The sequence below is a fragment of the Mesorhizobium sp. 131-3-5 genome, from assembly GCF_016756575.1.
GTDB lineage: Bacteria > Pseudomonadota > Alphaproteobacteria > Rhizobiales > Rhizobiaceae > Mesorhizobium > Mesorhizobium jarvisii.
This window is the reverse complement of record NZ_AP023255.1, coordinates 70029-94927: the sequence shown is the minus strand read 5'-3', so window position 1 is coordinate 94927 and position 24899 is coordinate 70029. Positions and strand designations below refer to the sequence as shown.

Genomic DNA, 24899 nt, shown 5'->3' with positions numbered 1-24899 from the left:
TCTAAAGCATTCATCGTTGCTGTATGTGATGCAACGTGTGTGTGTTGGGCACCTTGGCGCCCAACTTTATTTGTCAAGGCTACCCGCGAAGAGCGAGATTGGCGGATGCGCGCCAGGATCGGTCATGACCTCAATGACGGTGGGGCGACATCCGCCAATAGCGTTTTGCAAGACCTGCTGCAGGTCGGCGGGATCCGCGACCTGAACGCCTTCGCAACCGCATGCGCGAGCAATTGCCGAGTGGTCGACCGGAGAAAAGTGGCATGCGGTTGTATAGGCATTGAACTTGACGGTTTCAGCGTCTTTCTGGAACCCGAGAATGCCGTTGTTGAGGACGATAACAGTCACCGGAATTTCCATCCGGATCATAGTTTCCAGTTCTGCCCAGGAGTGAGCGAAACCACCGTCGCCTACCAAAGCGACAACTGGAGAAGAGGGGCGCGCCACTTTGGCGCCCATGGCCAGTGGTAGGCCCCATCCAAGGCCAGCAAGCCCGCGGGGCGTCAGGAACCGCATGCCCTCCTTCAGTGCACGAAGCTGACCGACGACCCACATCGACGAGTAGCTTGCATCGGCTACCACGATCGTTTCAGGAGTGAGCAACTTCTGCAACTCCGCCATGACGCGCTCGGGCCGGATCGCTCCGGAGTTCTGTCCGATAAGAGGCGCTCTCACATCCTCAAATTTTTTCCACGCATCGGCGATCCGCGCCTCCAGGGTCGATCGCGCCTGCAAACGCATTCTAAGGTCCTTGGCAGAAATCGCCGTCGCCAGCGCTTCAACCGTTTCAGCGGCGTCGCCAACTAGCCTAATGGCTTCGTAGTTGCGACCTATTTCCTGCGGATCGACGTCAATTTGGATCACTTTCACGCCTGGACGGACCAGCCGCCAACTGTCGGTTCCGTTCTGATTATTGCGGGTGCCGACCTGGAGGATGACATCTGCTTCTTCAAGCAATTCCTTTGTGAAGCGCCCAAGCGCGGTCGGGCCAACCAGCGCGCCGAGAACACCGCAGGAGAGAGGGTGGAATTCGTTCACCGCGCCTTTGCCCATGTTGGTGGTGAAAACCGGAAGAGCCGCGCCTTCCTGTAGTTTCGCGAGCGCTTCCGGTGCTCCAATCGTTAGTGCGCCGCCGCCAGCCATGACCACGGGAAATTTCGCGGTGGCGATTATTGAAGCCGCCGCTTTGATTATGGCGTCGCTTGGGCGAGTCCGGTCGAGCGGCCAGGCCCCGAGGTTTGCATCGCGAGCGTGGGTCACCGGCATGGCTTCTTCGCGCAGCAGATCCGCCGGCAGGAGCAGGACGGCCGGGCCGGGCCGGCCACTTGCGGCGGCCACGAAGGCAGCGTCGACATACTCATCGGCGCGATCGGCGGTGATGATTCGCTTCGTCCACTTGGAGCAGGAAGAGAACAACGCAATATGGTCCAGCTCTTGAAAGGCGTTCTTATCGACCTGGGGACGTTCAACCTCCTGTACGAGTGCGACAACCGGGATACTAGCCTTCAAGGCTTCAGCCAAGGGGGCCACCAGGAGGGCGGCAGCTGGCCCGTTTTGAGCGGTCACCACGGATACCCGGCCCGACACACGGGCAGAGCCGTCAGCCATAGCACCGCCCATATTTTCCTGGCGATAGGAGATTTGACGGATGCCTAGCGCTTCACATGCGAGGACTACAGCCGAAGGGAGACTTTGCCCAAAGATATATTTGATACCGTGGCGAGCGAGGGCGTTAGCAATGACTTGTGCGACGGTATGCTTAGCTGTGCTCATGGGAGACACTCTCGAAAAGATGGCTGTGGGTGCCCAAGAATTCTGAAAAAACATCGACCACTAAATCGACATCCGCGTTAGTCATCGGTGTCGAGAGACACGCAGCTGCGCCATTTGGGAACACGACGCCGGCGGCCGCGTAAGCGCGAGTCAATGCTTCTCCGATAACTGCCTCGGCCGGGGATGGTAGTGCCTCGCGAAAGTCACGAGGCGCTTTTCGCTTCGCGTGAATGCGAAATAGCGAAGCGACGCCGGTGACAGTGAAGGGAGCACCCTTCTTGGCGATCTCGTCGCTCAAGCGGTCTCGCAAACGATCGCCCAGGCGTTCGAGATGTTCGAAGGCGGCATGATCGAGGGCCGACATAGCTGCGAGTCCTGCGACCATTGATAGCGGGTTGGCAGAAAATGTACCGCCAGCTGGAAGCGGGGCTCGTTTCTCTCCAGTTCCGAATACACTCATAATTTCTTGTGACCCGCCGATCGCGCCGATCGGTAGACCGCCACCGATAACCTTGCCCAGCGTGAAGAGGTCCGGCCGAAACCCGTGGCGGGCGGAAGCCCCCTCGTAGCTCTGACGGAAATTCAGGACCTCGTCGGCGATCAGAACGATGCCGAGCTTGCGCGCCATAGCGTTTATTGTTTCAACAAATTCCGGCTCCGGCACGATCAATCCTGCTCGGCTCGGTGTCGGGTCGATGATAATCGCCGCGAGCCGATGCGCGTGCTTCTCTAGGAGGCGAACAGAACCTTCGACATCGTTGAAGCGGAGCGTCACGACATCGTTCAAGACTGTCTCCGGCATGCCCCGATAGTAAGGTACCGACGCGGGCTCCGCAGGATCGCCCCAAGTGGAAGGGCCGCTGGCCTGACTTACCTCTACCCAGTCGTAGGCGCCGTGATAGGCACCTTCGATCTTTGCGATAGCCGGCCGACCGGTGTAGGCGCGCGCAGCCTTGACCGCAAAGAGCACCGCCTCCGTCCCGGTGTTGACGAAGCGGATCCAATCGATGCCCGGCACTCGCGTGGTGATCAGTTCGGCAAGGTCAAGCTCATGTGCAGTTGGATTCGCAAAACACGAGCCGGACCGGATTTGCCGCGACACGGCTTCTGCGACCGGCTCAAATCCGTGTCCATGAATGAGCGTTGTAAAGTTTCCATTGAGGTCCAGAAATCGACGACCATCCACATCGATCAAATATGCACCCTCGCCCCGCTCCATGTAGCGTGGGATTGGATCACGCTCGATTGTTGCCCTGGTTGTTCCGTCGCCAAAAACGCGCTTAGCGCGCGTAAAGAGGCCCGCCGACGTGGCGCCGACTTCATTATGACCCAAGTCCATCTTAGACCCTCGCTGGAGTTCCTCAGATTGACTTAGCTGATTTTGTCGTTTGATGCAACAAAAAAGTGATGCGCTGCCTATTTGTCGGCGGCGTCCTTCAAAAAAGCCGAGATACGGTCATAACCATCGCGGAGATCCTGCTCGAATCCACTGCGAACCTTTTGGGCGTCGCGGCTACGGAGACCTTCCATAATCCATAGATGATTACTAACGCCCTTTCGATGGAACGCAAACTCCGGGTATAATTGGTTCAACGAAGGGCCTATCTGCAGCCAAAGACTTTCAATCATAGAGACGACTCTCGGCCAATTTGACCGTGTGTACACTAGAAAGTGAAAATCCCTATTGGCTCGAAGAACGGTCCGATAATCGGATTCATCGAGACCGATATTTATGATCTCTTGAAGCTTCTCTAGTTGGGCTATGTCTGCGTCTGAAATGAAAGAGACCGACTTCTCTGCAGCTAACCCCTCCAGAGCAAGCCGCGCAGATGTGATCTCGTCCAAGATTTCCATCGTAAGCGGCGGGATCACCACCGTCTTCGGACCCGCGTAAACCAGCGCACCTTCGGACAAGAGTCTGTTTATCGCATCGCGCGCCGGAGTCGTGCTGACTCCAAGAGCTCCGGCCACCGCGCGCACTGTGAGCTTCTCATTCGGGGGAAACTCTCCTTGAATGATGATTTCCTTGAGCTTGTGGTAGGCTACTTCTCCGAGGCTAACCTGCTTCGATAACGGCTCGATAATCGCGGCCAATATGGTCATGACACAGGAATCCTTTTGTAGCGTGGTGCATCACCGTACCATTTGAAAAGCATCCTATCTAGGGCGCTGCGAAAAACGGGAGCGCTTTGCCACTACAGCGGTAGATACTCGCCGCCATTAACGTCAATCACCGCACCATTTATGAATTCGCCCTCCTTTGAGACAAGGAAACCTACAACGGAGGCGATGTCCTGCGCCGTGCCAAATCTGCCTGCCGGAATTCGAGCGATTGCAGTACGACTGACGTCACTTTCGATATCGCCAATCATACCCGTAAGAATATTCCCTGGGGCAATGGTGTTTATGGTTATCCCCATTGAACCATATTCAGCTACAAGAGATCGGTTAAGGCCTGCCAAAGCGGCTTTCGATGCAACATAGCTCGCCCCTGCTAGCCGAGGTACGGCTCTCGCCGCGATCGATCCGATAATTACGATCCTTCCAAAGCCCCGCTTAGCCATATGGGGGAGTGATAGTTGGCAACAGAGCATCACACCGGTTAGATTTACTGCGATAACGTCGTTCCATTCCTCTGTCGGAATAGAAGCAAAGGGCAGGCGACGACCGTTGTGTTTAGGCGAGTAACCGGCATTGCAAATTACAACGTCGGGAGCGCCCCATGCATCGATCACATAATTAAAGAACTTGCTGAGCTCGGGCGCTGAGCGCAAATCAACGGACTCTACTATGACATTTTCAGCACCGAACCTTTCGCTTAAGGATTTCCGGGCGGCACCGACGCGCTCTTCTTGCGAACCGAAAACAGCAACCCGGTATCCCATGGTGAGGAGCTTCTCAGCAGACGCTAATCCAATCCCGCTTGTCCCACCAGACACGATGGCTATACCTTGCGATTGTTTTATTGTCATAGAAGAAACTTTCTTACAGGTTGGGTGTTCGATTTGACCGAATAGGGGCGGAAGAGCTGGCTCTAGATAACTAGATGAGGCTGCGCAGAGCCACGCGAAGTTTCTCCTGCCCCCGTTGCCATTTCGGGAACGTCTCCGCTCAAAAGCTGCGATCTCCTGAGGTCGAAGCAGTCACGCCACAGTCTGTCTCAGCGACCTCATGTGCATCGAGCCCCTAACCGCAGATCTCAGTCTCGAGCTTTGCTCTAAGAGGCATTTCTGATGATGGAACAACTTTCGATTACCGGAGGCTTCCGCCGCAGGTGCGCGAAAAGTGTGTGGCTGTCGCAAGCGACCATCGTCAGGAGAATACATTTTCCTCAACATTAAGTGGTGGCGCGTTACCCTATTCCCCGCCCGCGTTGCATGAGACAAAGGAAGCCACCCTTGGGAAGTCCGCGTCAAAGAGCAAGCCCTCGTCGCGAGCATGTGCCGGTTCCCGATCGTCCCACTTGTTAGGGCCGGATCCAAAATTAGGCGGTTGGCGGTCAAAAGAGTTTTCCGGCAAACGCGCTCCGTCGTGGTGCGTTCTCAGAACTGGCTTCCTCACGCACCGTAGCTCGGCCTCCTCTTAAGAGCTCAACACCATCACGTTGCCCCCAGCATCGACTTCGGCTTCCATATCGCCGAGCAGCAAGACCGAGGTGGTCTCTTCAAGCAGGATAGCTGGTCCAACGATCCGGGCACCTGGCACCAACGTAGCGTCAGAAAATACTGGGATGCTATGGGGTATCCCTAGCTGGGGGAGATACACTTCTCTCAACTCAACAGGCGCGAGAGATCCCTGTCCATGGGACCCTGCGGTACGGGACTGAGACTGCGTCGAAACACCGATTGCCCTCACCTTCCATGTGACAAATTCTACCGTGTCGCTCTCGTCCTTCACCGCGTAAATGCGTTCATGCATCCTGTGGAAGCTAGAGCTTAGGAGTTCAACATCCCCAACGGCAAGTTCTGGCTGAGAGATGTCAACTGGGACTTCAATCTCCCAGGACTGAAACGCATATCGGCCAAAGAATGAATACTCAAACTTCCAATCTTCAGCTGGCACTCCTGATCGTTTTAGGAACTCTTGCCCTGCCTGATGAAGTCTTTTCAGACCAGAGTTGATCTTGTTGGTGTCGAAGCTTTCACTGCTCGATATCGCAGTTATTGACGACTCCCACTTGATGTCTGAAACCAAGCCGCCGAAAGCGCTCAAGCCCGATGCGAATCGAGGAACCATAAACCTCTTGATGCCCATTTCTCGGGCAATAGGAGCTATATGAGAACCTGTTGCACCACCACCGACAACCAGCAAACTTTCACGAGGATCGATACCCTCGAGCACGGTGATATCTTCAATCGCCGCAACCATATTATGGTTAGACGTGCTATATATCGCAAATGCGGCGTCTTTGATTCCGATGCCAAGTTTTTTGGCTATGACGGAAATGGCTTCCTCCGCGGCACCCCGATCCAGCTTCATTTTGCCGCCAAGAAACTGATCAGGGTCCAAGAGCCCTAACACCAGGTTTGCATCGGTGACTGTTGGCTCCTTGCCCCCGTGGCCATAGCATGCTGGGCCCGGCCGGGCGCTGCTGCTGTGGGGTCCAACCTGGATGAGTCCCCCGTCATCGACCCACGCGATGCTACCTCCGCCGGCTCCAATCGATCTAACGTCAACCTTAGGTAGACCAATGAGGTCATGACCAGCCATCGTTTCCTGCGAAATGATCAAACGACCATCCCGCACGGCCGAAACATCAAACGTCGTCCCGCCCATATCGGCGACAATGATGTTTTCTTCCGACGAGAGCCGTTGGGCTGCAACCGGTGCCAACGTCGGGCCGGACATTACGCTGTAGATTGGCCGTGCAATGATCTCTTGTGAAGGGGCCATCCCCCCGGCACAATTTGCGATCAGCAACCTGCTGTTGTCGAAACCTACTTCCGCCAATTCACGTTCCAGCGATGTGATATAAGTCGCGACGACCGGATAGAGTGAGGCGTCAATGGCTGCAGAAACCGCTCGCCGGTACTCACGGGGAATTGGATTTAGTTCGTGGCTCAGAGTTACGTGAACCTGCGGCCACACGTCCTTAATTATGTCTCGCGCTTTAAGTTCATGCGATCCATTAACAGTGGACCACATAAAGCAGACAGCTATGGCCTCCACTTTAGATCGCTTGAATTTCTCTACTGCGGCGAGCACGTCATCGTTGGAAAGCGCTTCCACTTCGTTACCAGCCGCATCAATGCGACCAGCGATCTCGCAAGTGAGATTTCTTGGAATATACGGCTCGGGATAGTCCAACTTGAAGTCGAAGCTGCGTTTACGGGGCGCTTCTCGCAGTAAGAGAATATCCGGGTGCCCCTTATTGCAGAGGAAGCCTGTCGGCGCGGTTTTTCCTTCGACTAGTGCATTGGTCGACACTGTAGTGCCGTGAACAATTCGTTCGCATTTTGAAACAAACGTAGTGAGGTCCAACCGAAAATGTTCGGCCGCCAAGCGGAGCGCGTTGACGAAACCTTGTTCGAAATCCGGAGGAGTCGTCGGAGTTTTAAAGATGTAGTAGCGGGAGTTTCTATCCTGGACTAGGCAATCCGTAAAGGTACCGCCGATATCGATCGAGACTGTGTAACTCATTTCATAACGTCCATAGATTCGCTTGCAACAGAGCCCGGAGCAATCTCGTTCCTGAGTGCCGCAGTTTTATCTTGGTCCAGTTCAAAGACGAGGCCATCCGCGCTTAGCTTGACAGAAACCCGATAAACTTGAGCGGCGCGCTCCGAAGAGAGCCATCCGCGGTTTATCGAGCGAACGACACGGTCAGGGTCGCGAAGCTCGGGGTCTCCGTAGCCGCCGCCACCCCCGGCAATGAATCGAATCCGCTCTCCCTCCTCACACACTTCGGTATGGAAGGAAGGCAGCTTCTGCCATGCCTGTTTTGAGCCGCTTTTGTAGTTGGAGGACGGCGATCCGCTAAGCCCCCCAAGAACTCCACGTGCCGCGTTCAGGTCCCCGTCACTGCAATAGATGACGCTCATTTTGCCTGCCAGGTTGCGATATGTCCCAGTCATCGCGGGTGCGCCGTCCCACTGACCGTGGCCCATTGTATCTACCGCAATCTTTCTCTCCTCAACCAAAATTGGATACATGCTTTCATCGACTTCAACTGAGTCGAGCATCAGCATCCCGCACGTATCGGCATCGTTATAGGTCAGCCATCCGTCGTGACCGTGGACCGCCGGACCGCCTGAAAAGCCCAAGAAAAGCTGTGTCACATAAGGCCGATTGCTTCGACGTGGGTCGGTTCCAGAGATTACGGCCAGGCCGCCGGCCATCATTGCCCCGCCCTCAGCGATACCGAAAGGCTTGCCCATCTGGGCAAAGCAGCACGCCACGGCATTGATCAAGCGGTCATTAACGTTCGTGGTCGCGACCGACGTACCTACTGGAAACTTCGGCCGTCCTACAACGCATCCATCGCGGAGCAACACACTAATCTGCTCCGCGCTTCCATGGTTGTGCGGGATCGACGGGTCTAGGTTAACATACACGCCGATGCGGCAAGCCGCTGTAGCAGTGGCCTCTGACAGGTTGAATCCGCCGGCGACGCAGTCGATGTTATCAGTGGCATCGACTGTGACTGTACCGGCGGCTGGATCAACAGTCACTTGAACCTTCACTGGAATCCCGTCCTCCGCTACGCCTGGAACCGGGTCGTGTGCTGTTTCATAGGTCCAAGTCCCAGCAGGTAGCTGGGAAATCGCGGCGGCGGCCCTTCGCTTGCCGTAAAGGATCCAGTCCTCGACAAAGTCATCGATGACCGCTTTGCCGTATTTTTTAAGAAGTTCCTGAAGGCGACGTTCGCCAACCCGACTGGCGCCGAGCTGAGCTAGATAATCGCCATACCAGAACTGGCTCGCTCTGATTTTGATGAGGCCTATCCTGACGATATCAGCCTTATCTTTGTAATGCTCTTGGATGCGGACGCATGGAAAGTGAAGCCCCTCTTCGTAAATCGTGGCCGCCTTTGGGAGATACGTGGTGGGAAGCGGAGCGCCCATGTCCGCGTGATGGCACCGGGTAAATACCCAGAATCCAATTTTTTCCCCGACGAACACCGGAACAATGATATCTAGGTCGGCATGATGGGTTCCGCCGGTGTAGGGGCAGTTATTAATAAAAGCGTCACCCGGCTTAATGTCCGAAAAATGGTGAACCACCGCTTTTGTGCTAAGATCCAGTGCAGTGACGTGGACCGGCAAGCCGTCTTCGACACTAACGAGGCGATGGTTGCCAGTAAGGATGCCAACCGAAAAATCTCGAGCATTTTTGATCACGGATGATCGACTGGCTTTGAGGATTGTGTTGGTCATCTCCCGACAAATCGCCTCGAAGCGACGAGACAGAACGGCGAGCAAAAAAGGCTCAATTCGATATTCTTCAGTTGGCATTGAGGTGCTCATTTCGAGAAGGCTCCGCCTTGCTTTGTAGAAGCGCCGCGACACTTCTACAAAGAAGGAACGGCCGTGGCTGTCTTAAAGGCAACTACTGCTTTAAGATTACCTCTTTCGGAATTTCTGGCGAATTCCAGTATCCAAGCGGTTCCGACTTTCCGTCTTGAATACCGATGATCAGGTAACGACCCTTGTTTTGTATATGCAGTTGATCAGAGAATGACATCGGACCTATCGCTGTGTCCTCATCTTTCATCTTCTCAAGTTCCGCCAGCACCGCTTCTGTATCCGTAGTCTTCGCTCGTTCAACTGCGCGAGCCCAAAGCTCGACAAGGGCATAACCGTAAAATATAAAAGCTGTGGCCGGCGGCTCGCCATATGCCTTCCGATAGCGTTCAATAAGGTTGTTAATCTTCGGATCCGGATCGGGCCCGCTCGCCAAACCAATAGCAGGCAGGAAGGCGTTCTTGAGGTCTGGCACCGCTGGCAGCCAGTAACTCCCGTCCATGCCCATCGTCATCAGAATGGGGGTCTCGATACCTGCGGCGCGCAGTTGGCGAACAGCACTTGCACCACCGGGGGGATAAGTGCACAGCATGATCGCATCCGGAGCGGAAGCTAGGCTTTTCAGACGTGTGATTTGCGAAGAAATTGAAGCGTCGCTGTTCTTGAACGTGTCCCGACCAACGATTGTTGTACCTTCGAGCTGGTTCCACCGATATTCGAAACCCTGGCATGCGGACTTAGTAAACTCGATCGAATTGTCAAGTAAAACGTAAGCCGTTTTGAACTCCTTTTTCGCAAACCCCCAATCGGCCATTACAGCACCTTGGGTTTGAGCAGCGTGCGACGCCGTGAATGCTTGTCGACCTACGCCTTCAATCCCCATCTTTGGATCGCCGGCGCATAATGAGAAGGCCAACTTTCCCGCGCCGACTGCAGCCAATGCTGCGGGAGCACCTTGGTCGTAATCGCAACTGACAACAACTAGATCAGAACCCTGATCAATGACGTCGGTCGCTGCTCGCACGCCTTCCGCCGGGTCGGTTTTGGTGTCTGCGGACACGATCTTAATCTGCCGTCCAAGCAGCCCCCCTTTTTGATTGATGTCGTCGATTGCCATTTCTGCAGTGCGCGACGCGTAGTCATAGGGTTGCATCCAACCAGATTTTGCGATCGCAAATCCAATTGTGATGGGATCGTCGCCTGCAAAAACTGGCTGAGCTGCCAACGTCACTGACAGCAAACTGAACAACGGAAGCTTCAACATCAATGTTCCCCTTTCTATGTTAGTCGTTGGTTGGTTGATAATGCGCTTTAGATACCAGCTCCGTTCGGACCCGCGGTATCCATTGAGCAATTTCGCGCGTTCCAAAAATGCCCGATCGGAAGGATATAAGGGCGATGATCATCACTATGCCCAAGACGACCTCCTGGGTTCCGCTTGGAAGCGCTATCGTCTGTGGCCCTACGTGGATTCCACGCTCCAGACCACGAAGCAGGTATGTCAGCAGCGAAATCACGACCGCGCCCCCGACAGCTCCTGTGAGACTGCTCATGCCGCCAACAACGAGCATCGCCAAAAGCATTGTTGTCTGGCTGAGGTAAAAAGCGTCGATGTAGATTGCTCCTAGAAACCCTGCATACAGAGCGCCGCCAAGGCCCATTAGGAAGCCGCTCAATATGAACGCGAGGAGCCTTTGCTTGAAGATATTTATGCCTGCCGCACGAGCGGCAATTTCCTCTTCACGGCTACACTTGAGTGCCAGCCCATAACGAGTTGTTTGGTAAAAGCCCGTCACTACAATGCACGCTGCGGCACCCGCCAAAGCGACCCACAAATTGACCTTCGTTGGGATGCCGACGACAGAACTCGTACCCCCAGTCACCCCTTCCCAGTTCGAATAGACGGAATGAACAATCATCAAAAAGGCAAAGGTGGATATCGATGCGGCGATAGCAGGTAGTCGTAGAATGACCGTTCCAATCGCTGCAGCGACAAACGCCGCAAGTATTGCAGAAAATAGAAGCGCTATGGGAAACGGGACACTAGCATTGAGGAGTAGCTCCGGAAGTCCTGGCATCGAGCTTTTTTTCAAGAACAGCGGCAAGGTTTGCCAAGCCATCGCGTAAGCTCCGATAGCCATAAAGCCGACGTGCCCAAATGACACAATACCGGAGTTTCCAACAAAAGCGTAAATGCTGACCACAAGCACCACTCGAACGAGAAGCTCAACCACGGCCCTGTTCAAGGCGCTTCCAGCGAACAACCAACTCGCCGTGGACAACGCCGACAGTAGCAGTACGAGCAAAAGCGGCGTAATCAGTGGCCGAAAATCAGATCGTCCCATGATCACACCCTCTCGCGCATTGTTTTGACCAATACCAGGCCTTGCGGGCGAACAACCAGCATTGCGATCACCAAAGCGAAGAGAATGGCATCCCGGAATGGACGTACGTCTTCAGGGAGGTATGCTTGAAGAACCACGCTCGCGAAGCCAACGACGAAACCACCAAGCGTTGATCCCAATAGGCTGCCCATCCCCCCTATGATCGTGCCAATAAAGGCAAAAAGCATTACGGGGCCGCCCATCTGGTAATTGACTACTCCGGATTGGGTAGCGATGATCAGGGACACGGCTCCGGCTAGAGCTCCGCTCAAAGCCACAGCAAGAGCGATGACGCGATTTGCTTTCACTCCCAGCAGCCGTGCCATACGCAAATCCTCGGACGCTGCGCGCATCTCAGTGCCGTAAGACGATGCTTTCAGGAATGCCGTCAGCGCAAGAAGCAAGACCCCCGCGATCGTAACGGTCCAAACCTGAAGTTGAGGGATCCGAAGGCCGAACAGGATGATAGGTTGATTAAGCTCGGGCCATAGATCGACAGCTTTGGGCCGGCTGCTATAAAGCAACAAGACGATATTTTGAATCACATATCCAAGCGCAAATGAGGCAATCATAATCGTGCTCGATGTGGCGCCTCTAAGGGGTCGAAATACAAGTGCATCCGACGCGAGAGCCACGGCCGTGACTACAAGCACAGTACCGATGATCAACAGGGGAGCAGGGAGCGCGCCCAAGGCGAGTTGCGCAGTCGCCGCCGTAGACGGTACCAACAAGGAGAAGGCACCTACGGTGATAAAGTCTCCGTGAGCAAAATTAATTACCCGCAATACCCCGTAGAGCAGGCCGATTCCCAAAGCCGCTAATGCATACAGGCCGCCCCAACTAAGGGCATCTATTAAAGTTTGAACCAAGTAATTCATTTAGCGGCTCGCTGCCATGACGGGTACATTCTTCCCATGCCCAAAATAAGCAGATTGTAACTCGTCATTATTCTTTAGGTCCTCCGATTTACCGGAGAGAACAATCTCACTATTCCGTAAAACATAAATCCGATCGCTGTACTGAAGCGCACGCTTGATATTTTGTTCAATAATGAGCAGAGTAAGACCATTGCTTCGCCTAAGCTCAGAAAGAACCTCGAAAACTTTCTCAACAACTTTCGGAGCGAGGCCTAGCGAAGGCTCGTCGATCATGATGAAACGAGCACCGGTCATGAGTGCCCGACCTATTGCTAGCTGCTGCTGCTCACCACCTGACAGCATGCCGGCGGCACCATGACGGCGATCAGCGAGGATGGGAAATGTCGAATATACGGCCTGTAAATTTTGCCGAAACGATTTGGGTTCTGCGTTTGCAGCCGTTCCGACTTTCAGATTCTCTTCAACTGTCAGCCCCTTGAATATGTGTCTGCCTTCAGGGATCAGCGAGATTCCGAGTTGGGCAATCAACTCTGGCGCCTTGCCTAGAATGGAAACTCCATCAAAAAGGATTTCACCTTTAGTGGGAATTAGGGCTCCAGCGATAGCCAACAACATCGTTGATTTTCCGGCGCCGTTCGGGCCAACGACACAGACGATCTCATTTCTCTCTATCTCCAGGGAAAAGTTTCTCACCGCAGGAAGCTGTCCGTAGTGAACCCACATGTTTGATACTCGCAACATCTTGTCAGCCTTCCTCCGTCCCGAGGTAAGCGTTGAGAACCTCTGGATGCGCTTGCATCTCCGCCGGGGTGCCTTCCGCAATTGTTTTTCCGAAGTCCAAGACGTGGATGCGTTGGCAGACGTTCATCACGATCTGCATATTGTGCTCGATCAACATTATGCCGCAGCCGAAGAAGGCCGGGATGGTTGTAATGCTTTCGATTAAAGCCTCGGCTTCACCGTCAGACATTCCGGCTGCGGGTTCGTCTAGAAGTAGAAACTTAGGTCGCAAGCCCAACGCCCTGATAATACCCAATCGACGCTGGTCTGTGTAAGGCAAAGCGCTGGCTTGAGTGTTTAGCTTGGACCCCAAACCAATCCAATCACCAAGATCTGATGCTGACGCTCTAGCTTGATTTCTGCTTGCCCCGGTGGATAGGATTGAGGCTTCGATGTTTTCAGTTACCGACAGAGAGGAAAAAACTCGGCCGCCCTGAAACGTGCGTCCTATACCCGACTGGGCGACGACGTGGGGTTGATGGCCAGAAATTTGTTCGCCGCAGAGAAACACAGCGCCTTTGCTCGGTTTCTGGAAACCCGAAACCACATTGGTAAGGGTGGTCTTACCCGCACCATTTGGGCCAATTAGCCCAAAAATTTCCTGTCCTTGAATTTTGAAAGATACGTTGTCGAGCGCGGCCAGCCCTCCGAAACGAACGGATATTCCATCGCAAAGTAGCTCGTCTGCAGATGCGTTATCGCGTTGAGCATGGGGCGCAAAAGGTGATGACTTCATCCCCTCCATAAAAATTGCAGGCCCTCGATGAGCAATCATGTGAAACCTACGTGTAGGCGCGGTGGCTTTGCTCCATCCCGCGCTCAGTTCGACCCTCTTTCCGCGCGTTTGAACTTTGGCGGAGTTTTTTTTGCCCGCCACGTCGCCGCGGGTGTCTTTGTAGTTTGATGCAACAAAAAATCATTCTAGTCAAGAAAAATGTTCGGATCTTCTGTTTCTGATCTGAACCCGTCGCAGACCCGGCAACGCTTAGCTGGGGCGCTTGAACCCATGCGGCGAAGATAGCCGATGCGAGGTAGCTTCTTTTGTGTTCGCAGCTTGACGAACGTCAGACAGGCGCTCGTAATTCGCTCTCGTCGACCCGAGCTAAGTTATCTGGCAACGAAATGGCCCGCGTCTGGCGCCCAAGCGATCTGAACGAGATCATCGCGCTTAAAGTCAATGCCAACATTTCCGCTCTCGCGGACCGTATACTCGCGGCTTCTATCGAGGCTACGGAGCACGACGCGACGGCTCCCGCCCAGGAAGACTATGTCAGTGATCGTCGCGGAGATCACGTTTACGCCACCTGGTTTGTCAGTTGGCTTCAGGAGCTTCGTCTGCTCCGGACGGACAATCAGAGTGCCGAAAGGTGACGATTCTTTCGTCGGGCCAGTCAGGAGCGCCCCTTCATCCGTGACAATGCGGTCTCCATCAATTCGACCGCTGAAGCAGTTCGACTCCCCCAGGAACTGAGCGACAAAAAGCGTCTTTGGACGATGATATAGGTCCAGCGGTGTGCCGACTTGCTCGATGCGGCCATGATTGAACACGGCAATCAGGTCGGAAAGAGCCAAGGCCTCTTCCTGGTCATGAGTAACGAAAAGAAATGTGCTCCCCACATCACGGTGAAGACGCATCACTTCCATCTGCAATTCGTCCCGAAGCTTCCGGTCGAGGGCTCCGAACGGCTCGTCCATCAACAACGCACGTGGTTGAAACACGATCGCGCGGGCAACGGCCACTCGCTGTTGCTGGCCCCCGGAAAGCTGGGCTGGGTATTTTCCACTCATCGCGCCGAGGTGAACCTTATCGAGAACGCTAGCCACCCTCGCACGAATGATGTTTTGGGATAGCCGTCGGCGACGCAACGGATAGGCCACATTCTCGAACACGCTCATGTGCGGGAACAAAGCATATTGCTGAAACACCATGCCGAGATGGCGAGCGTTCGGGGCTAGCTGGGAAATGTCCCGGCCATCGAGAAGGATCGAACCCACCGTCGGCTTCTCGAAGCCTGCAATCATTGATAATGTCGTCGACTTGCCGGAACCGGACGGACCGAGAAACGTCATGAACATGCCGGGCTCGATCGACAGGTTGACGTCGGCAACTGCGGCGTGGGCGCCATAGTGCTTTGAAAGGCCCGCGATTTCAATCCGCGCGCCAGTTTCCTCAGGCTTCATTCTTGCGCCTCCGCCAGTTCGCCGCCAGGAACAGAATAGTGGTAATCAGGGTTACTACAGTTGACGCAGCCGCGACGGTTGGATCGATTTCAGAAGAAATTGACATATACATCTGGACGGGAAGCGTCCGATTTTCCGGACCTTGAAGAAAAAGCGAGTACGTGACCTCGTCAAAGGAGGTGACGAACGCGAACAGCCCGCCGGAAATGAAGGCCGGCGCAATGAGCGGCAAGGTCACCGTTGCTATGCTGGTCGACCAGCCAGCGCCGAGCGACATGGCCGCGAGTTCAAGCCGTCGATCAAATTGCACCAGGGCAGAGCTTATGCTCACGACAACAAAAGGCAGTCCCAGTGCGGCATGCGCCAGAATGATACTGGCGCGCGATCCCGCCCAGCCGAGGTTCAGGAAGAATACATAGGCTCCTACCGCGCCGACGATCGCGGGGACGAGAAGTGGAAGCATCAGCACCCCGAAGATCAATTGCTTGCCGGCATAACGAGTCCGAAACAGGGCGTAGGCTGCCAAGGCGCCGGACAAGGTGGAGACTGCTGCGGCGCTTACCCCAATGAGCATTGTGTTGCGTAAAGCCTGCAGCCAGACTGGGTCACTCAGCAAGTTGGCGTAGAAACGCAGAGAAAAAGCTTCGGGTGGAAATTGGAAGCTTGCCTTCCCTGGAAACGAAAGGACAATGATAACCGGCAGGGGCAGGACGAGTATCACTCCGAGCAGGAAGACGTAGACGGAAAGCAGAAGGGGCATCTGGCCGGTCCCGTAGTTGCGGCCCATGCCGCTCATGCTCCCAGCAAGATTGCCGATCTTCACGACGCGGGCCGTTAACAGCATCATTGCCAGGATGACGGCAATCAGGATGGCGCTTGCCGCGCCGGCTACGTTGAAGGCGAGCAGTCGGTTGGTTTGTGTTCCGATGAACTGAGCGATCATCGCTTCACGAGGTGAGCCCAAAAGAGTCGGCGTGACGTAGAAACCAAGCGCCATGATCGATACAAAAAGCGTGCCTGCTATCACGCCCGGCAAAGTCAAGGGCAGATATACCGTCCGAAAAACAGTGAAGTTCGAGGCGCCGAGGGAACGGGCGGCGCGTAGCAGCCGCGGATCCACGTTTACCATCGCATTGTAGATCGGTAGCACCATGAACGGCAGCAGGAGCTGCGTCATTGCCACCGAGACGCCAAAACTCGTCCGGATCAGCTTGACCGGCCCAAGGCCGAAATGCGCGAGGGTGTCGTTGATGATGCCGTGGTCGGCAAGGATTACCATCCACGCAAATGTACGTGCAATCAGACTTGTCCAAAGCGGCAGCATGACCAGCACCGCCAGGATCATCCACATGCGACGCGATGCGAGTGTCATTGCATAGGCATAGGGATAGCCCAGCAGGAGCGTGACGACGGTGAGGGCCACCATCATCTCCAGCGTTCGCAACAAAGCGCTCTGAAAACCGGCGCGCGACAAAAGATCGACGTAAACGGAGAGCCCGAAAGACGGGTTCGTTAGGCTCTCGATGATCAGCGACACTATAGGAACCACAGTGATCAGGAACAAAAGGCCCAGCGCCGGGCCAACCATCCACATCGGATCCTGGAAAAAGAGCGCAATACGGTTGCGCGGCGACTGGATTACAGCGTCGTTCGTCATCGTCTGTTCTCAGCGGACTTGGGGTCGCTATGCAATCGCATTGCGACCCCTGACCCTGTTATCTGCTTGACTGCCAGTCGGTAAAGCGCTTTACCGCCTCTTCCTGGTTCTTGGCATACCAGGCCATGTTCATCACAATCTTCGGCACATCCTTGTGAGTCGAAAGCAGCCATTCCGCTTTGAGCGGATCGACCTTGGGTTTAGCGTCGACATTGACGGGCGCAAACGCCGTCTTGTTTGGCAGCTTCGTCTGCGCCTCGGCGCCGGTGGCGTAGGCGATCAGCTTCATCGCGGCATCCTTGTGCGGCGATCCTTTAAGAACCATGAGCGTATCGTATGCTGCGATCGGCTGGTTCCACACCGGTTTGATCTTTGCGCCATTCGCGGCGGCGTTGTAAGCGCGCGTCGTCCAGGCTACTGCCATGTCCGCCTCACCGCTTTCCAGCATTTGCTGCTGCTGGGCGCCGGTGTCGAAAAAGATCAAATCGTCGCCTAATGAGTTGAGTTTCTTGAATGCGCGGTCGTAGTCGAGCGGCCAAATTTTATCGGGCGCCACGCCGTCGGCGAGCAAGGGTACTTCCAGTGTTCCTGCGAACGCTTGGTTGTACATCGCGCGCTTACCGGGGTACTTCTTGGTGTCGAAGAAATCCGCCCATGATTTTGGAGGGTTGCTTCCATATTTGTCGGTGTTGTAAACAAGCACCCATCCGTATTGGTATAGTGGTACCGCGCATGGGGTCACCATCTCTGCAATAAGCTTCGATGTATCGACCACCGACGTATCGATCTTCTCAGCATATGTGCCGCAATTTCCGATCGGATAGTAGGCGTCGGCGGTCAAAACATCCCAAGTGACGTTTTTTGAATCGACCATCGCCTTCACCTTGGCGTAGTTGCCATCGGTCACGTCCTCCTGGACCTTGATGCCGCTCTGTTCGGTGAAAGGCTTGGCGACGGCCTCGGTGATCGCGTCCTGGGACGTTCCGCCCCATCCGACGAGAGTCACCTGATCGTCGGCTGCGATCGCATGGCTGGCAAGGCAGGTAAGGACAGCAAGCGCTATCGGCCCGATTGCTCTGGACATTAATTTCTCCTCCTGTTGTTGCCGGTCTCCGCGTGAATAGCGAAGAGCGCGCCGTTCTCGGCTCCGGCCACTGTATTTTGATGCATCACGCACCAAAAGTCAAAAGCTTATTATCTGGATCGCATTCTGAAGCCGTCCGTTCGATAAACCACGTTGATGCCATCAAGCGGCGGGCGTAATGACGATGTTGTTGCATCAGCCGAATCAGACGATTCCATCGGTGGCGGCGCTTCCGTCATCCGCCAAGCTGCTCCGCTCGAGTGCTAATTGCCTGCTTCAGCCGTCGATGACCGTCGCGGATATCGTTCTCAAACGCGGCGCGAACGGCTTCGCCATCGCCATCGCGAAGGCTCTCAAGAACCATCTGATGATTGTAGACGCCGAATTTTTGGATGGCGAACTCCGGGTACAAGTCATGAAAGGATGGGCCGATCCGCAGCCACAAGGTTTCGATAGTCGATAGAAGATGCGGCATGCCACAGAATCTGTAGACGTTGAAATGGAACTCCTTGTTCGTCCAGAGAACCTCAGCATATCGACGACGTTCGAGTGCCATATTGATATCCATCTGCATGTTCTCAAGTGTATCCGCAAGACTCGCCGGAGCCTTGGTCGCGCCGTGCTCCGCCGCCATTCCTTCAAGGGCGAGCCGCATGGCGGTGACTTCCTCTAGTGCTTCCATGGTCAAATAAGGCACAATGACGGTTTTTGGGCCGGAATAGACGAGCGCGCCTTCAGCGGTGAGGCGAGTCAAGGCATCGCGCGCCGGCGTGGAGCTCACGCCGAGCGCGTCCGCGACGGCGCGCACGGTCAGCTTGTGTCCTGGCTCGAAGGCCCCCCGCACCAGCCGCTCCTTCATCACCTCATAGGCCATTTCGCCGAGGCGTGCATGCTTCTTGATCGGCACGAGTTCCACGCCTCTGGCATGACTCGCAGGGCCATCATCCTGTGCCGTTACGACGCTGTCGCGCATCTCAATATTCGTTGTTGCACCAAATGACAAAACAAGTACAGGAAATTCCTCGCTTGGCATAGCCCTAAAGAAAAACGGGATGACATTGTGTCGACGCATCCATGACGCTGTTTAGGGTTTCGGATATCCGGGGTTAGTTGGAGCCGCGAGTGGCAACCTGAGAAACCTAATGGAGGCGGCATCGTTATGCGCGACGAAGGCACCTGGGCTCTCTCCCAATGCGCCGGCGGCCACCTGACTGCAAGGGCGAGCACGTCCAAGCCCTGCTGGCGCCGGCATCCGGCTTCCTGCACGCCGACGCCTATGTCGGCTATGTTGCGGCATGCCTTGCGGCCAGCTCCGGAGCGAGGGAGCCGTTCGTCGCTAAGTCGGGACATATTCCCCACCGTTGACGTCGATGATCGCTCCGTTAATGAACTCGGCTTGATCGGAGGCAAGGAACGCCACGACCGCGGCAATATCGTCGGGGCGCCCCATACGTCCGGCTGGGATTCGGCTCCGCGCGGCTTGATTGACCGGGCTGTCCGGCCAGCCCATCATTTGCGTAAGGACATTCCCAGGTGCCACGGTGTTGACCGTTACGCCGAAGGAAGCATATTCGCTGACCAGCGAGCGGGCCATCCCCGCCAAAGCTGCTTTCGAGGCGACGTAACTTGCCCCCGCAATTTTAGGTAGCGCCCGGCCCGCGATCGAGCCGATCAAAATGATGCGCCCGAATCTGTTGGACGCCATTCCCGGTGCCGCTAACTGGCAGCACCGCATTGCCCCGGTCAGGTTGACCGCCAGCACTTCATTCCACTCTTCTAGCGGGATCGCATCGAAGGCGATCCGCTGACCATCGGGTTTCGGCGAAAACCCGGCATTGCAGACCAGAACCGACGGTGAGCTCCAAGTCGCCCGAACCTTTGCGAAAAAGTCCGTCAAGGCGTCGGGCTGACGCAAGTCGACCGTTTCGGCTAAGATGTTGTCGAGTCCGAATTTGCGTGAGAGATTCTTGCGCGCGTTGTCCACGCGCGCCGCTCGTGTGCTAAAGACAGCCACCCGATGCCCAGTGGCGAGAAGATGTTCCGCACAAGCAAGACCAATGCCGCTCGTGCCACCTGTAACGACTGCAATTCGCGGGGTTGTCCCAGCATTCACGCTGCATCCTCCAGCTTCTCGAACAGCGAGATTGGCGGAAAGGCGGTCGGATCCGTGCTCATGTCGATCAGAAGCGCCTCCGATCCGCCAAGTCCGCAGTCAAGCACTACTTCAGTTCGTCGGCACGCGTAACGCCAGGCAGGCGCGACCCCTGCGATCTTCGTGTGGTTGACCCCGCTGAAGTGGCACGCACTCGTATAGCCCTTTAACTTAACGGTTTCGGCATGCTTCTGGAATCCCAAAATGCAATCATAACAGCAAGAGCGATGCCGAAGCGAACGAACGTCTCCAGTTCTGCCCAGCTATGGGCGAAGCGGCCGTCGCCGATAGTGGCGACGACCGGATGATCGGAAGAGCAGCCCCATGCAAGCCCCGCCAGTCCGCGAGTGGTGATGAAACGCATCCCGGCGACGAGCCAGGGTGAGACGGCGCCTCGGCCCCGTCGGATATGCCGGATGACAGCAGTAGCCGCGGCCACTAGCACACTGCGCAAGGCGTCGTCGCCGGCCCGCGTGACATGTCCGATCGCCTTTCTGACGATTGGTCTCTCGGGTTCAACAAAAAAATTGACCTCAGCGACACCTGGCATAGCGGCGGCCCGACTGTCGCCATCGATCCAATCGAGAGTGCCATCGCAATCGGGAATTAGGTACTGCGCGGCCGCAGTGTGCGACTGCCTTTTGCGCAAAACCCATTCTTCGCCGATGACAAGCTTTACGTGCTGGTTGACGAGATCGACATCGAAAGCCATCTGAACCAAGGTCGTGTCCCATCAGGTGGTGTAGCTCGGCGGTTACGAAGCCGCTCGCCGCCGCCCATAGCATCTACAGCGCTATCAAGGCGCGCTCGCGAACGGTCAGCGATTTGATACCGCAAATATTTGATAAATTTATTTAAAAGATCTGTTGCAAACTTATTGATTACTGCTCTGCCTGGTGGTGCCACCCATTTTCGGAGGACGGTGATGTCAAGGGCCCGGTTTGACTGATCGGTGCGGGCGTGCCGACGATAGGACCCATTTTGCTGTGTGCCTCGAAGCTGGTGCGTATTTGCCAGCGCAACTGTGTCGAAGATGGGAGACGAGGCCTCCCGGAGCCAGCCTGCAGGGGCAGGCTCCAAACCGCCCCATGCGGCTGCGCACAAAAGGCGTGGTCGTGAGCGATGGGGGGAAAGGCGGCGCTCGACGCCGTCAGGTGAGTGTTGAGAAGATGAGCGCAAGCGAACCGCTGACGCATCGAAATGGGTTCAGACGCTGTCGAAACGGGCGTCGGGTAATAACGCCGGGAGGAGTGTGGACGACACCTGCTTACGGTCCACGCGGCAGCCGGTGTATAGGCGGCATGAGCTCTTCACAGGCTTCGGCACGGAACGAGGGAACCTAGCATGGGGTGCCAAGGGAAATCCGCAAGCGGCGCACACCGCGAGGGAGAAATACCGATACCCATGACAGGGACGGAGCAGCCTGTAGTAGCGGTGAAGTGGCTGTAATGGCCATGGAGCGAAGGGGCTGCGTTACCCTGTCCGATCTCAGACGCCAACCGGCTCTGCCGGGAGGAGCGCCATGAAGTCGGACAAACCGTTGCCGATCACCAAGCACATGGTCTGGAGGGCCTACAAGCTGGTGGAAGGGAATGGAGAAGCGGCGGGCGTCGATGGCCAGAGCCTGAGCGACTTCGCAAGAGACCTTGAGAACAATCTCTATAAGCTGTGGAACCGCATGGCATCGGGGAGCTACTTCCCGCCGGCGGTGAGGCGCGTGGAGATTCCCAAGGCCGGCGGGGGCGTGCGACCTCTGGGCATCCCGACGGATCGCGGACCGCGTCGCGCAGATGGTGATCAAGCAGCATCTGGAGCCGGGGCTGGATCAAGTGTTCGATCCGGATTCCTACGGTTATCGGCCGGGAAATCCGCCCATCAGGCGGTAGAGCAGGCGCGCAAGCGCTGCTGGGAGCATGACTGGGTTCTGGATCTCGACATCAAGGGCTTCTTGGATCGACTTTCATAATACCCCCGGGTTCACGGTATCTGTTCGAAGAGACTGGGATTTTGGTCTATGGTCTTGATCCATAGGCCTTTTCTCTGTCCACGCACGACATAGACCGAGTCCAGTTCGCCGTGTTTTACTCGCTGCAACACGGCCGGGCGCGACAGGCCGAGGGTCTCCATGGCGTCGCGGATGGGTTCAAAGCCGTCGCCGGGCCTGGCGAGGAAGCGGGCCTTGAGTTCCGCGGTCAGGCGAATGCGCCATGGCGCACCGGGTGTCACCTGTTCGCCCTGGATGAGGCCGTCGTTGATATGGCGGTGAAGCGTCGATGGCGCCACGCCGAGCGCGGCGGCGGCCTTCCGGACGGTGACGATGTCGCCGTCGGCGGCTGGTGCCTTGGCCTTGCAGACGGGAATCTTCCAGTGCGTGCGAGATACCCGACGCGATTGGCGTCAAACCGGTGCCCGTACGCCGTTCGACGGCCCTGGTGGTTGAGAATGCAGGCGATGACGGCGTCGGGGTACTGTGGCGCCAGCCGCCGCAGCAGCGCCAGCGTATCCTCGTCGGTACGCACCGTCGCCGGCCGCGAGCGCGGCAGGGCGACGGTGAGGCGGCTCAGCGCGCCGCCCTTCCAACGCAGGACGAGATGCGCTGCCGCCTCGTCGCGATCGACCTGGAGGGCAACCTCCTCAATGAGCGTGCGCAAAGGCTCCTTGCGGTCGCGCGCTGTCGTGGTCGGTGCGTGCCAGACGCTCGCCAGATCGGCGCCGAGGGCAAGCAGCTTTTCCCGCTCGATGGCCGAGAGCGCGCGCGGGCGCACAACCTCCTGCCGCACCAGTTCGGCCTTGGCCGCCTCCAGGTCGCGCAGGGCCACCTCCCACTGCTGCTCGAGCGTGCGGGCGACCAGGCGATTGTCGGGATCGACGGCGCGATAGCGGCGCTCGGCGCGGTCGACGGCATACTTGGCCCGGTCCACGTCGAGCCGCCACTGCTTGAGCGTCGCTTCGCGGTCGTTTTCCAGCCGCTCGGCCGCCGCGAGCGTGGCGGCCAGGCGCGCCGGCTCCAGCGCTTCCAGGAAGGCCGCCACCACGGCTTCATCGATCTGCACGCCACCGACATTGAGGCAATAGACGCCTCTGCCGTCGACGATGGCCTTGCCGGCGCAATGGTAGCCTGGTGTCGCGTTGCGGCCGCGATAGTGGGTCCGCAGCCGTCGCCCGCAATGGCCGCAGCGTGCGATGCCCTGCAGCAGCGCGCCGCCCTCACGAACCGCACCGGCGGACCGTTCTGCGCCCTCGGAATGCGGGCGAGGCTGGGTATTGTTCGCCATGCGCTGCTGGTTGGTCTCGAAAGTCGGCCAGTCGATATAGCCCTGGTGGTGGTCCTTGATCAGCACTTGCCATTCATCCATCGGCAGCTTGCGCATCCGCTTGCGACGCGCGCCGGTTTCGTCGAGCACCATCTCGCAGCGATTCTTGCCATAGACATAGGCGCCGCATAGACCGGACTGGCCAGCACGGAATGAACGGCGTGGTAGCTGGCTTCGCCCCAGCGCAGTTCGTGATGCCCCCCAAGCGACAGCGGGCACTTCATGCCATGTGCGCGCAGCCACAGCCAGACGCGGCGGGCCGAGCCCAGTTCGGCGAAACGGGCGAAGATCGTACGGATGACATGGACGACCGCTTCGTCGGGGTGGAACAGGATCTCGCCGTCCGCCTCGCCATAGACGAAGCCGACCGGCAGGCCACGGCGCAATTCGCCACGTGCCGCCTTGTTCTTGATGCCGCCATTGAGGCGGGCGCGTAGGACATGCAGCTCGGCCTCGCTCATGGCACCTTTCAAACCCAACAAAAGCCGGTCGTTGAACAGGGTCGGGTGGTAGATGCCGTCGGCATCTCCAATCAGCGTGTCGGTCAACCAGGCCAGCTCGATCAACCGGTGCCAGTCGGCGTTGTTGCGCGCCAGCCGCGAGACCTCGAGGCCGAGCACTATGCCGACCCGGGCGAGCGCGACCTCGCTGGTCAGCCGGGCGAACCCGCTGCGCATGACGCTGCCGGAACCGGACAGGCCGAGATCCTCGTCGATGACCACGATGCGCTCGGCCGGCCATCCGAGATCGCGCGCCCGACCAGACAGCGCCTATTGCCGCGCGGTCGATTCGCGGTTGTTCTCCACCTGCGAGGCGCTCGACTGGCGCAGATAGACGATGGCTTGCCGCGCTAGGTGACTGGCGGTGATCTTGCTGTGTTCAGTCCGCCTCCCTGGCTGCCAGCATGCGCGCGATCATCAGGGCGAGCCGGCGCAGCGCCGTCGCCCGCGCTCGGCGTCCAACTTTTCCCAGGCGGGCGGGTCGGGCCGCCGCTCGCTTTCTTCGTCGGGAAAGGTCAGCTTCAATTGTCGTTGCATGCCGCGCCTCCTTGTCGTCGGGCGGCGACTCGCCGCGCCTCTCAAGGAGAGCGTCGGCCACAAGGCGCAGATGCAGAAGGTCTGCAAGCCGCCCAATGCATCCCATGATTGGCCGGCGTCCCGGTGCAATCGCCATCCCCGGCGCCAAGATCCGTCCATGCCACGGGAATGTGGGTCCGGCTGCCGTCCGGCAATT

20 protein-coding genes and 2 pseudogenes are annotated in these 24899 nt (G+C 56.9%); 1 reads left to right on the top strand and 21 read right to left on the bottom strand.

The window, feature by feature from the left end; translation table 11 throughout:
* Positions 1 to 66 precede the first annotated feature (66 nt).
* The 18 genes and pseudogenes from JG747_RS32990 to JG747_RS32905 all read right to left on the bottom strand — a co-directional run.
* Positions 67 to 1773, bottom strand: a complete 1707-nt coding sequence (locus JG747_RS32990) for an acetolactate synthase catalytic subunit (protein ID WP_199201449.1) — start codon at positions 1771 to 1773, stop codon at positions 67 to 69.
* Positions 1760 to 3112, bottom strand: a complete 1353-nt coding sequence (locus JG747_RS32985; RefSeq protein ID WP_199201448.1) for an aspartate aminotransferase family protein — start codon at positions 3110 to 3112, stop codon at positions 1760 to 1762. The genes JG747_RS32990 and JG747_RS32985 overlap by 14 nt, the downstream gene beginning before the upstream one ends.
* 77 nt (positions 3113 to 3189) lie before the next feature.
* On the bottom strand, positions 3190 to 3876 hold the full coding sequence (locus JG747_RS32980; protein WP_199201447.1) for a GntR family transcriptional regulator: 687 nt from the start codon (positions 3874 to 3876) through the stop codon (positions 3190 to 3192).
* A gap of 92 nt (positions 3877 to 3968) precedes the next feature.
* Positions 3969 to 4745 (bottom strand): 3-oxoacyl-ACP reductase FabG, encoded by a 777-nt coding sequence (gene fabG / locus JG747_RS32975; RefSeq protein WP_199201446.1) that lies wholly within the window; start codon positions 4743 to 4745, stop codon positions 3969 to 3971.
* A gap of 610 nt (positions 4746 to 5355) precedes the next feature.
* Positions 5356 to 7413, bottom strand: a complete 2058-nt coding sequence (locus JG747_RS32970) for a hydantoinase/oxoprolinase family protein (protein ID WP_199201445.1) — start codon at positions 7411 to 7413, stop codon at positions 5356 to 5358.
* Positions 7410 to 9239 carry a hydantoinase B/oxoprolinase family protein gene (locus tag JG747_RS32965; protein ID WP_199201444.1) on the bottom strand — a complete coding sequence of 610 codons (1830 nt, stop codon included), beginning with the start codon at positions 9237 to 9239 and terminating at the stop codon, positions 7410 to 7412. Before JG747_RS32965 ends, JG747_RS32970 begins: the two co-directional genes overlap by 4 nt.
* A gap of 82 nt (positions 9240 to 9321) precedes the next feature.
* Positions 9322 to 10500, bottom strand: coding sequence for an ABC transporter substrate-binding protein (locus tag JG747_RS32960; protein ID WP_199201443.1), 1179 nt, complete (start codon positions 10498 to 10500; stop codon positions 9322 to 9324).
* 19 nt (positions 10501 to 10519) lie between these two features.
* Positions 10520 to 11581, bottom strand: a complete 1062-nt coding sequence (locus JG747_RS32955) for a branched-chain amino acid ABC transporter permease (RefSeq protein ID WP_199201442.1) — start codon at positions 11579 to 11581, stop codon at positions 10520 to 10522.
* A gap of 2 nt (positions 11582 to 11583) precedes the next feature.
* Entirely contained in the window at positions 11584 to 12498 is a 915-nt protein-coding gene (locus JG747_RS32950; protein ID WP_199201441.1) for a branched-chain amino acid ABC transporter permease, read from the bottom strand.
* Positions 12499 to 13221, bottom strand: a complete 723-nt coding sequence (locus JG747_RS32945; RefSeq protein ID WP_244748486.1) for an ABC transporter ATP-binding protein — start codon at positions 13219 to 13221, stop codon at positions 12499 to 12501.
* A gap of 22 nt (positions 13222 to 13243) precedes the next feature.
* Entirely contained in the window at positions 13244 to 14053 is an 810-nt protein-coding gene (locus JG747_RS32940; protein WP_244748485.1) for an ABC transporter ATP-binding protein, read from the bottom strand.
* A 332-nt stretch (positions 14054 to 14385) separates the two neighbouring features.
* Positions 14386 to 15459, bottom strand: coding sequence for an ABC transporter ATP-binding protein (locus JG747_RS32935; RefSeq protein ID WP_199201439.1), 1074 nt, complete (start codon positions 15457 to 15459; stop codon positions 14386 to 14388).
* A complete protein-coding gene (locus JG747_RS32930) occupies positions 15449 to 17116 on the bottom strand; it encodes an ABC transporter permease subunit (RefSeq protein ID WP_199201438.1) in 1668 nt (555 codons plus the stop codon). The genes JG747_RS32935 and JG747_RS32930 overlap by 11 nt, the downstream gene beginning before the upstream one ends.
* A 58-nt stretch (positions 17117 to 17174) precedes the next feature.
* Positions 17175 to 18200: an ABC transporter substrate-binding protein gene (locus JG747_RS32925; protein ID WP_199201437.1), complete on the bottom strand. Its 1026-nt coding sequence runs from the start codon at positions 18198 to 18200 to the stop codon at positions 17175 to 17177.
* 235 nt (positions 18201 to 18435) lie between these two features.
* Positions 18436 to 19173, bottom strand: a complete 738-nt coding sequence (locus JG747_RS32920; RefSeq protein ID WP_199201436.1) for a GntR family transcriptional regulator — start codon at positions 19171 to 19173, stop codon at positions 18436 to 18438.
* A gap of 363 nt (positions 19174 to 19536) precedes the next feature.
* Complete coding sequence (locus JG747_RS32915; protein WP_199201435.1) at positions 19537 to 20313, bottom strand: SDR family oxidoreductase; 777 nt, start codon at positions 20311 to 20313, stop codon at positions 19537 to 19539.
* 205 nt (positions 20314 to 20518) lie between these two features.
* Positions 20519 to 20716, bottom strand: coding sequence for a thiamine pyrophosphate-dependent enzyme (locus JG747_RS37270; protein WP_244748508.1), 198 nt, complete (start codon positions 20714 to 20716; stop codon positions 20519 to 20521).
* Positions 20717 to 20722: 6 nt separating this feature from the next.
* Positions 20723 to 20836 (bottom strand): annotated as a pseudogene (locus tag JG747_RS32905) (IS110 family transposase); the annotation flags it as partial.
* Positions 20837 to 21874: 1038 nt separating this feature from the next.
* On the opposite strand from JG747_RS32905, the pseudogene JG747_RS32900 reads away from it, so the two are divergent.
* Positions 21875 to 22312: pseudogene (locus JG747_RS32900) on the top strand (reverse transcriptase domain-containing protein); the annotation flags it as partial.
* Positions 22313 to 22329: 17 nt separating this feature from the next.
* On the opposite strand, the gene JG747_RS37265 reads toward JG747_RS32900, so the two are convergent.
* From JG747_RS37265 to JG747_RS37255, 3 genes are read right to left on the bottom strand one after another with little or no spacing between them, the layout of a single operon-like run.
* On the bottom strand, positions 22330 to 22578 hold the full coding sequence (locus JG747_RS37265; protein ID WP_244748484.1) for a hypothetical protein: 249 nt from the start codon (positions 22576 to 22578) through the stop codon (positions 22330 to 22332).
* Positions 22575 to 23759: a recombinase zinc beta ribbon domain-containing protein gene (locus tag JG747_RS37260; protein WP_244748483.1), complete on the bottom strand. Its 1185-nt coding sequence runs from the start codon at positions 23757 to 23759 to the stop codon at positions 22575 to 22577. Before JG747_RS37260 ends, JG747_RS37265 begins: the two co-directional genes overlap by 4 nt.
* The gene (locus JG747_RS37255; protein WP_244748482.1) at positions 23687 to 24388 is read right to left on the bottom strand and encodes a recombinase family protein; all 702 of its coding nucleotides are present in this window, start codon (positions 24386 to 24388) and stop codon (positions 23687 to 23689) included. Before JG747_RS37255 ends, JG747_RS37260 begins: the two co-directional genes overlap by 73 nt.
* Positions 24389 to 24899 lie beyond the last annotated feature (511 nt).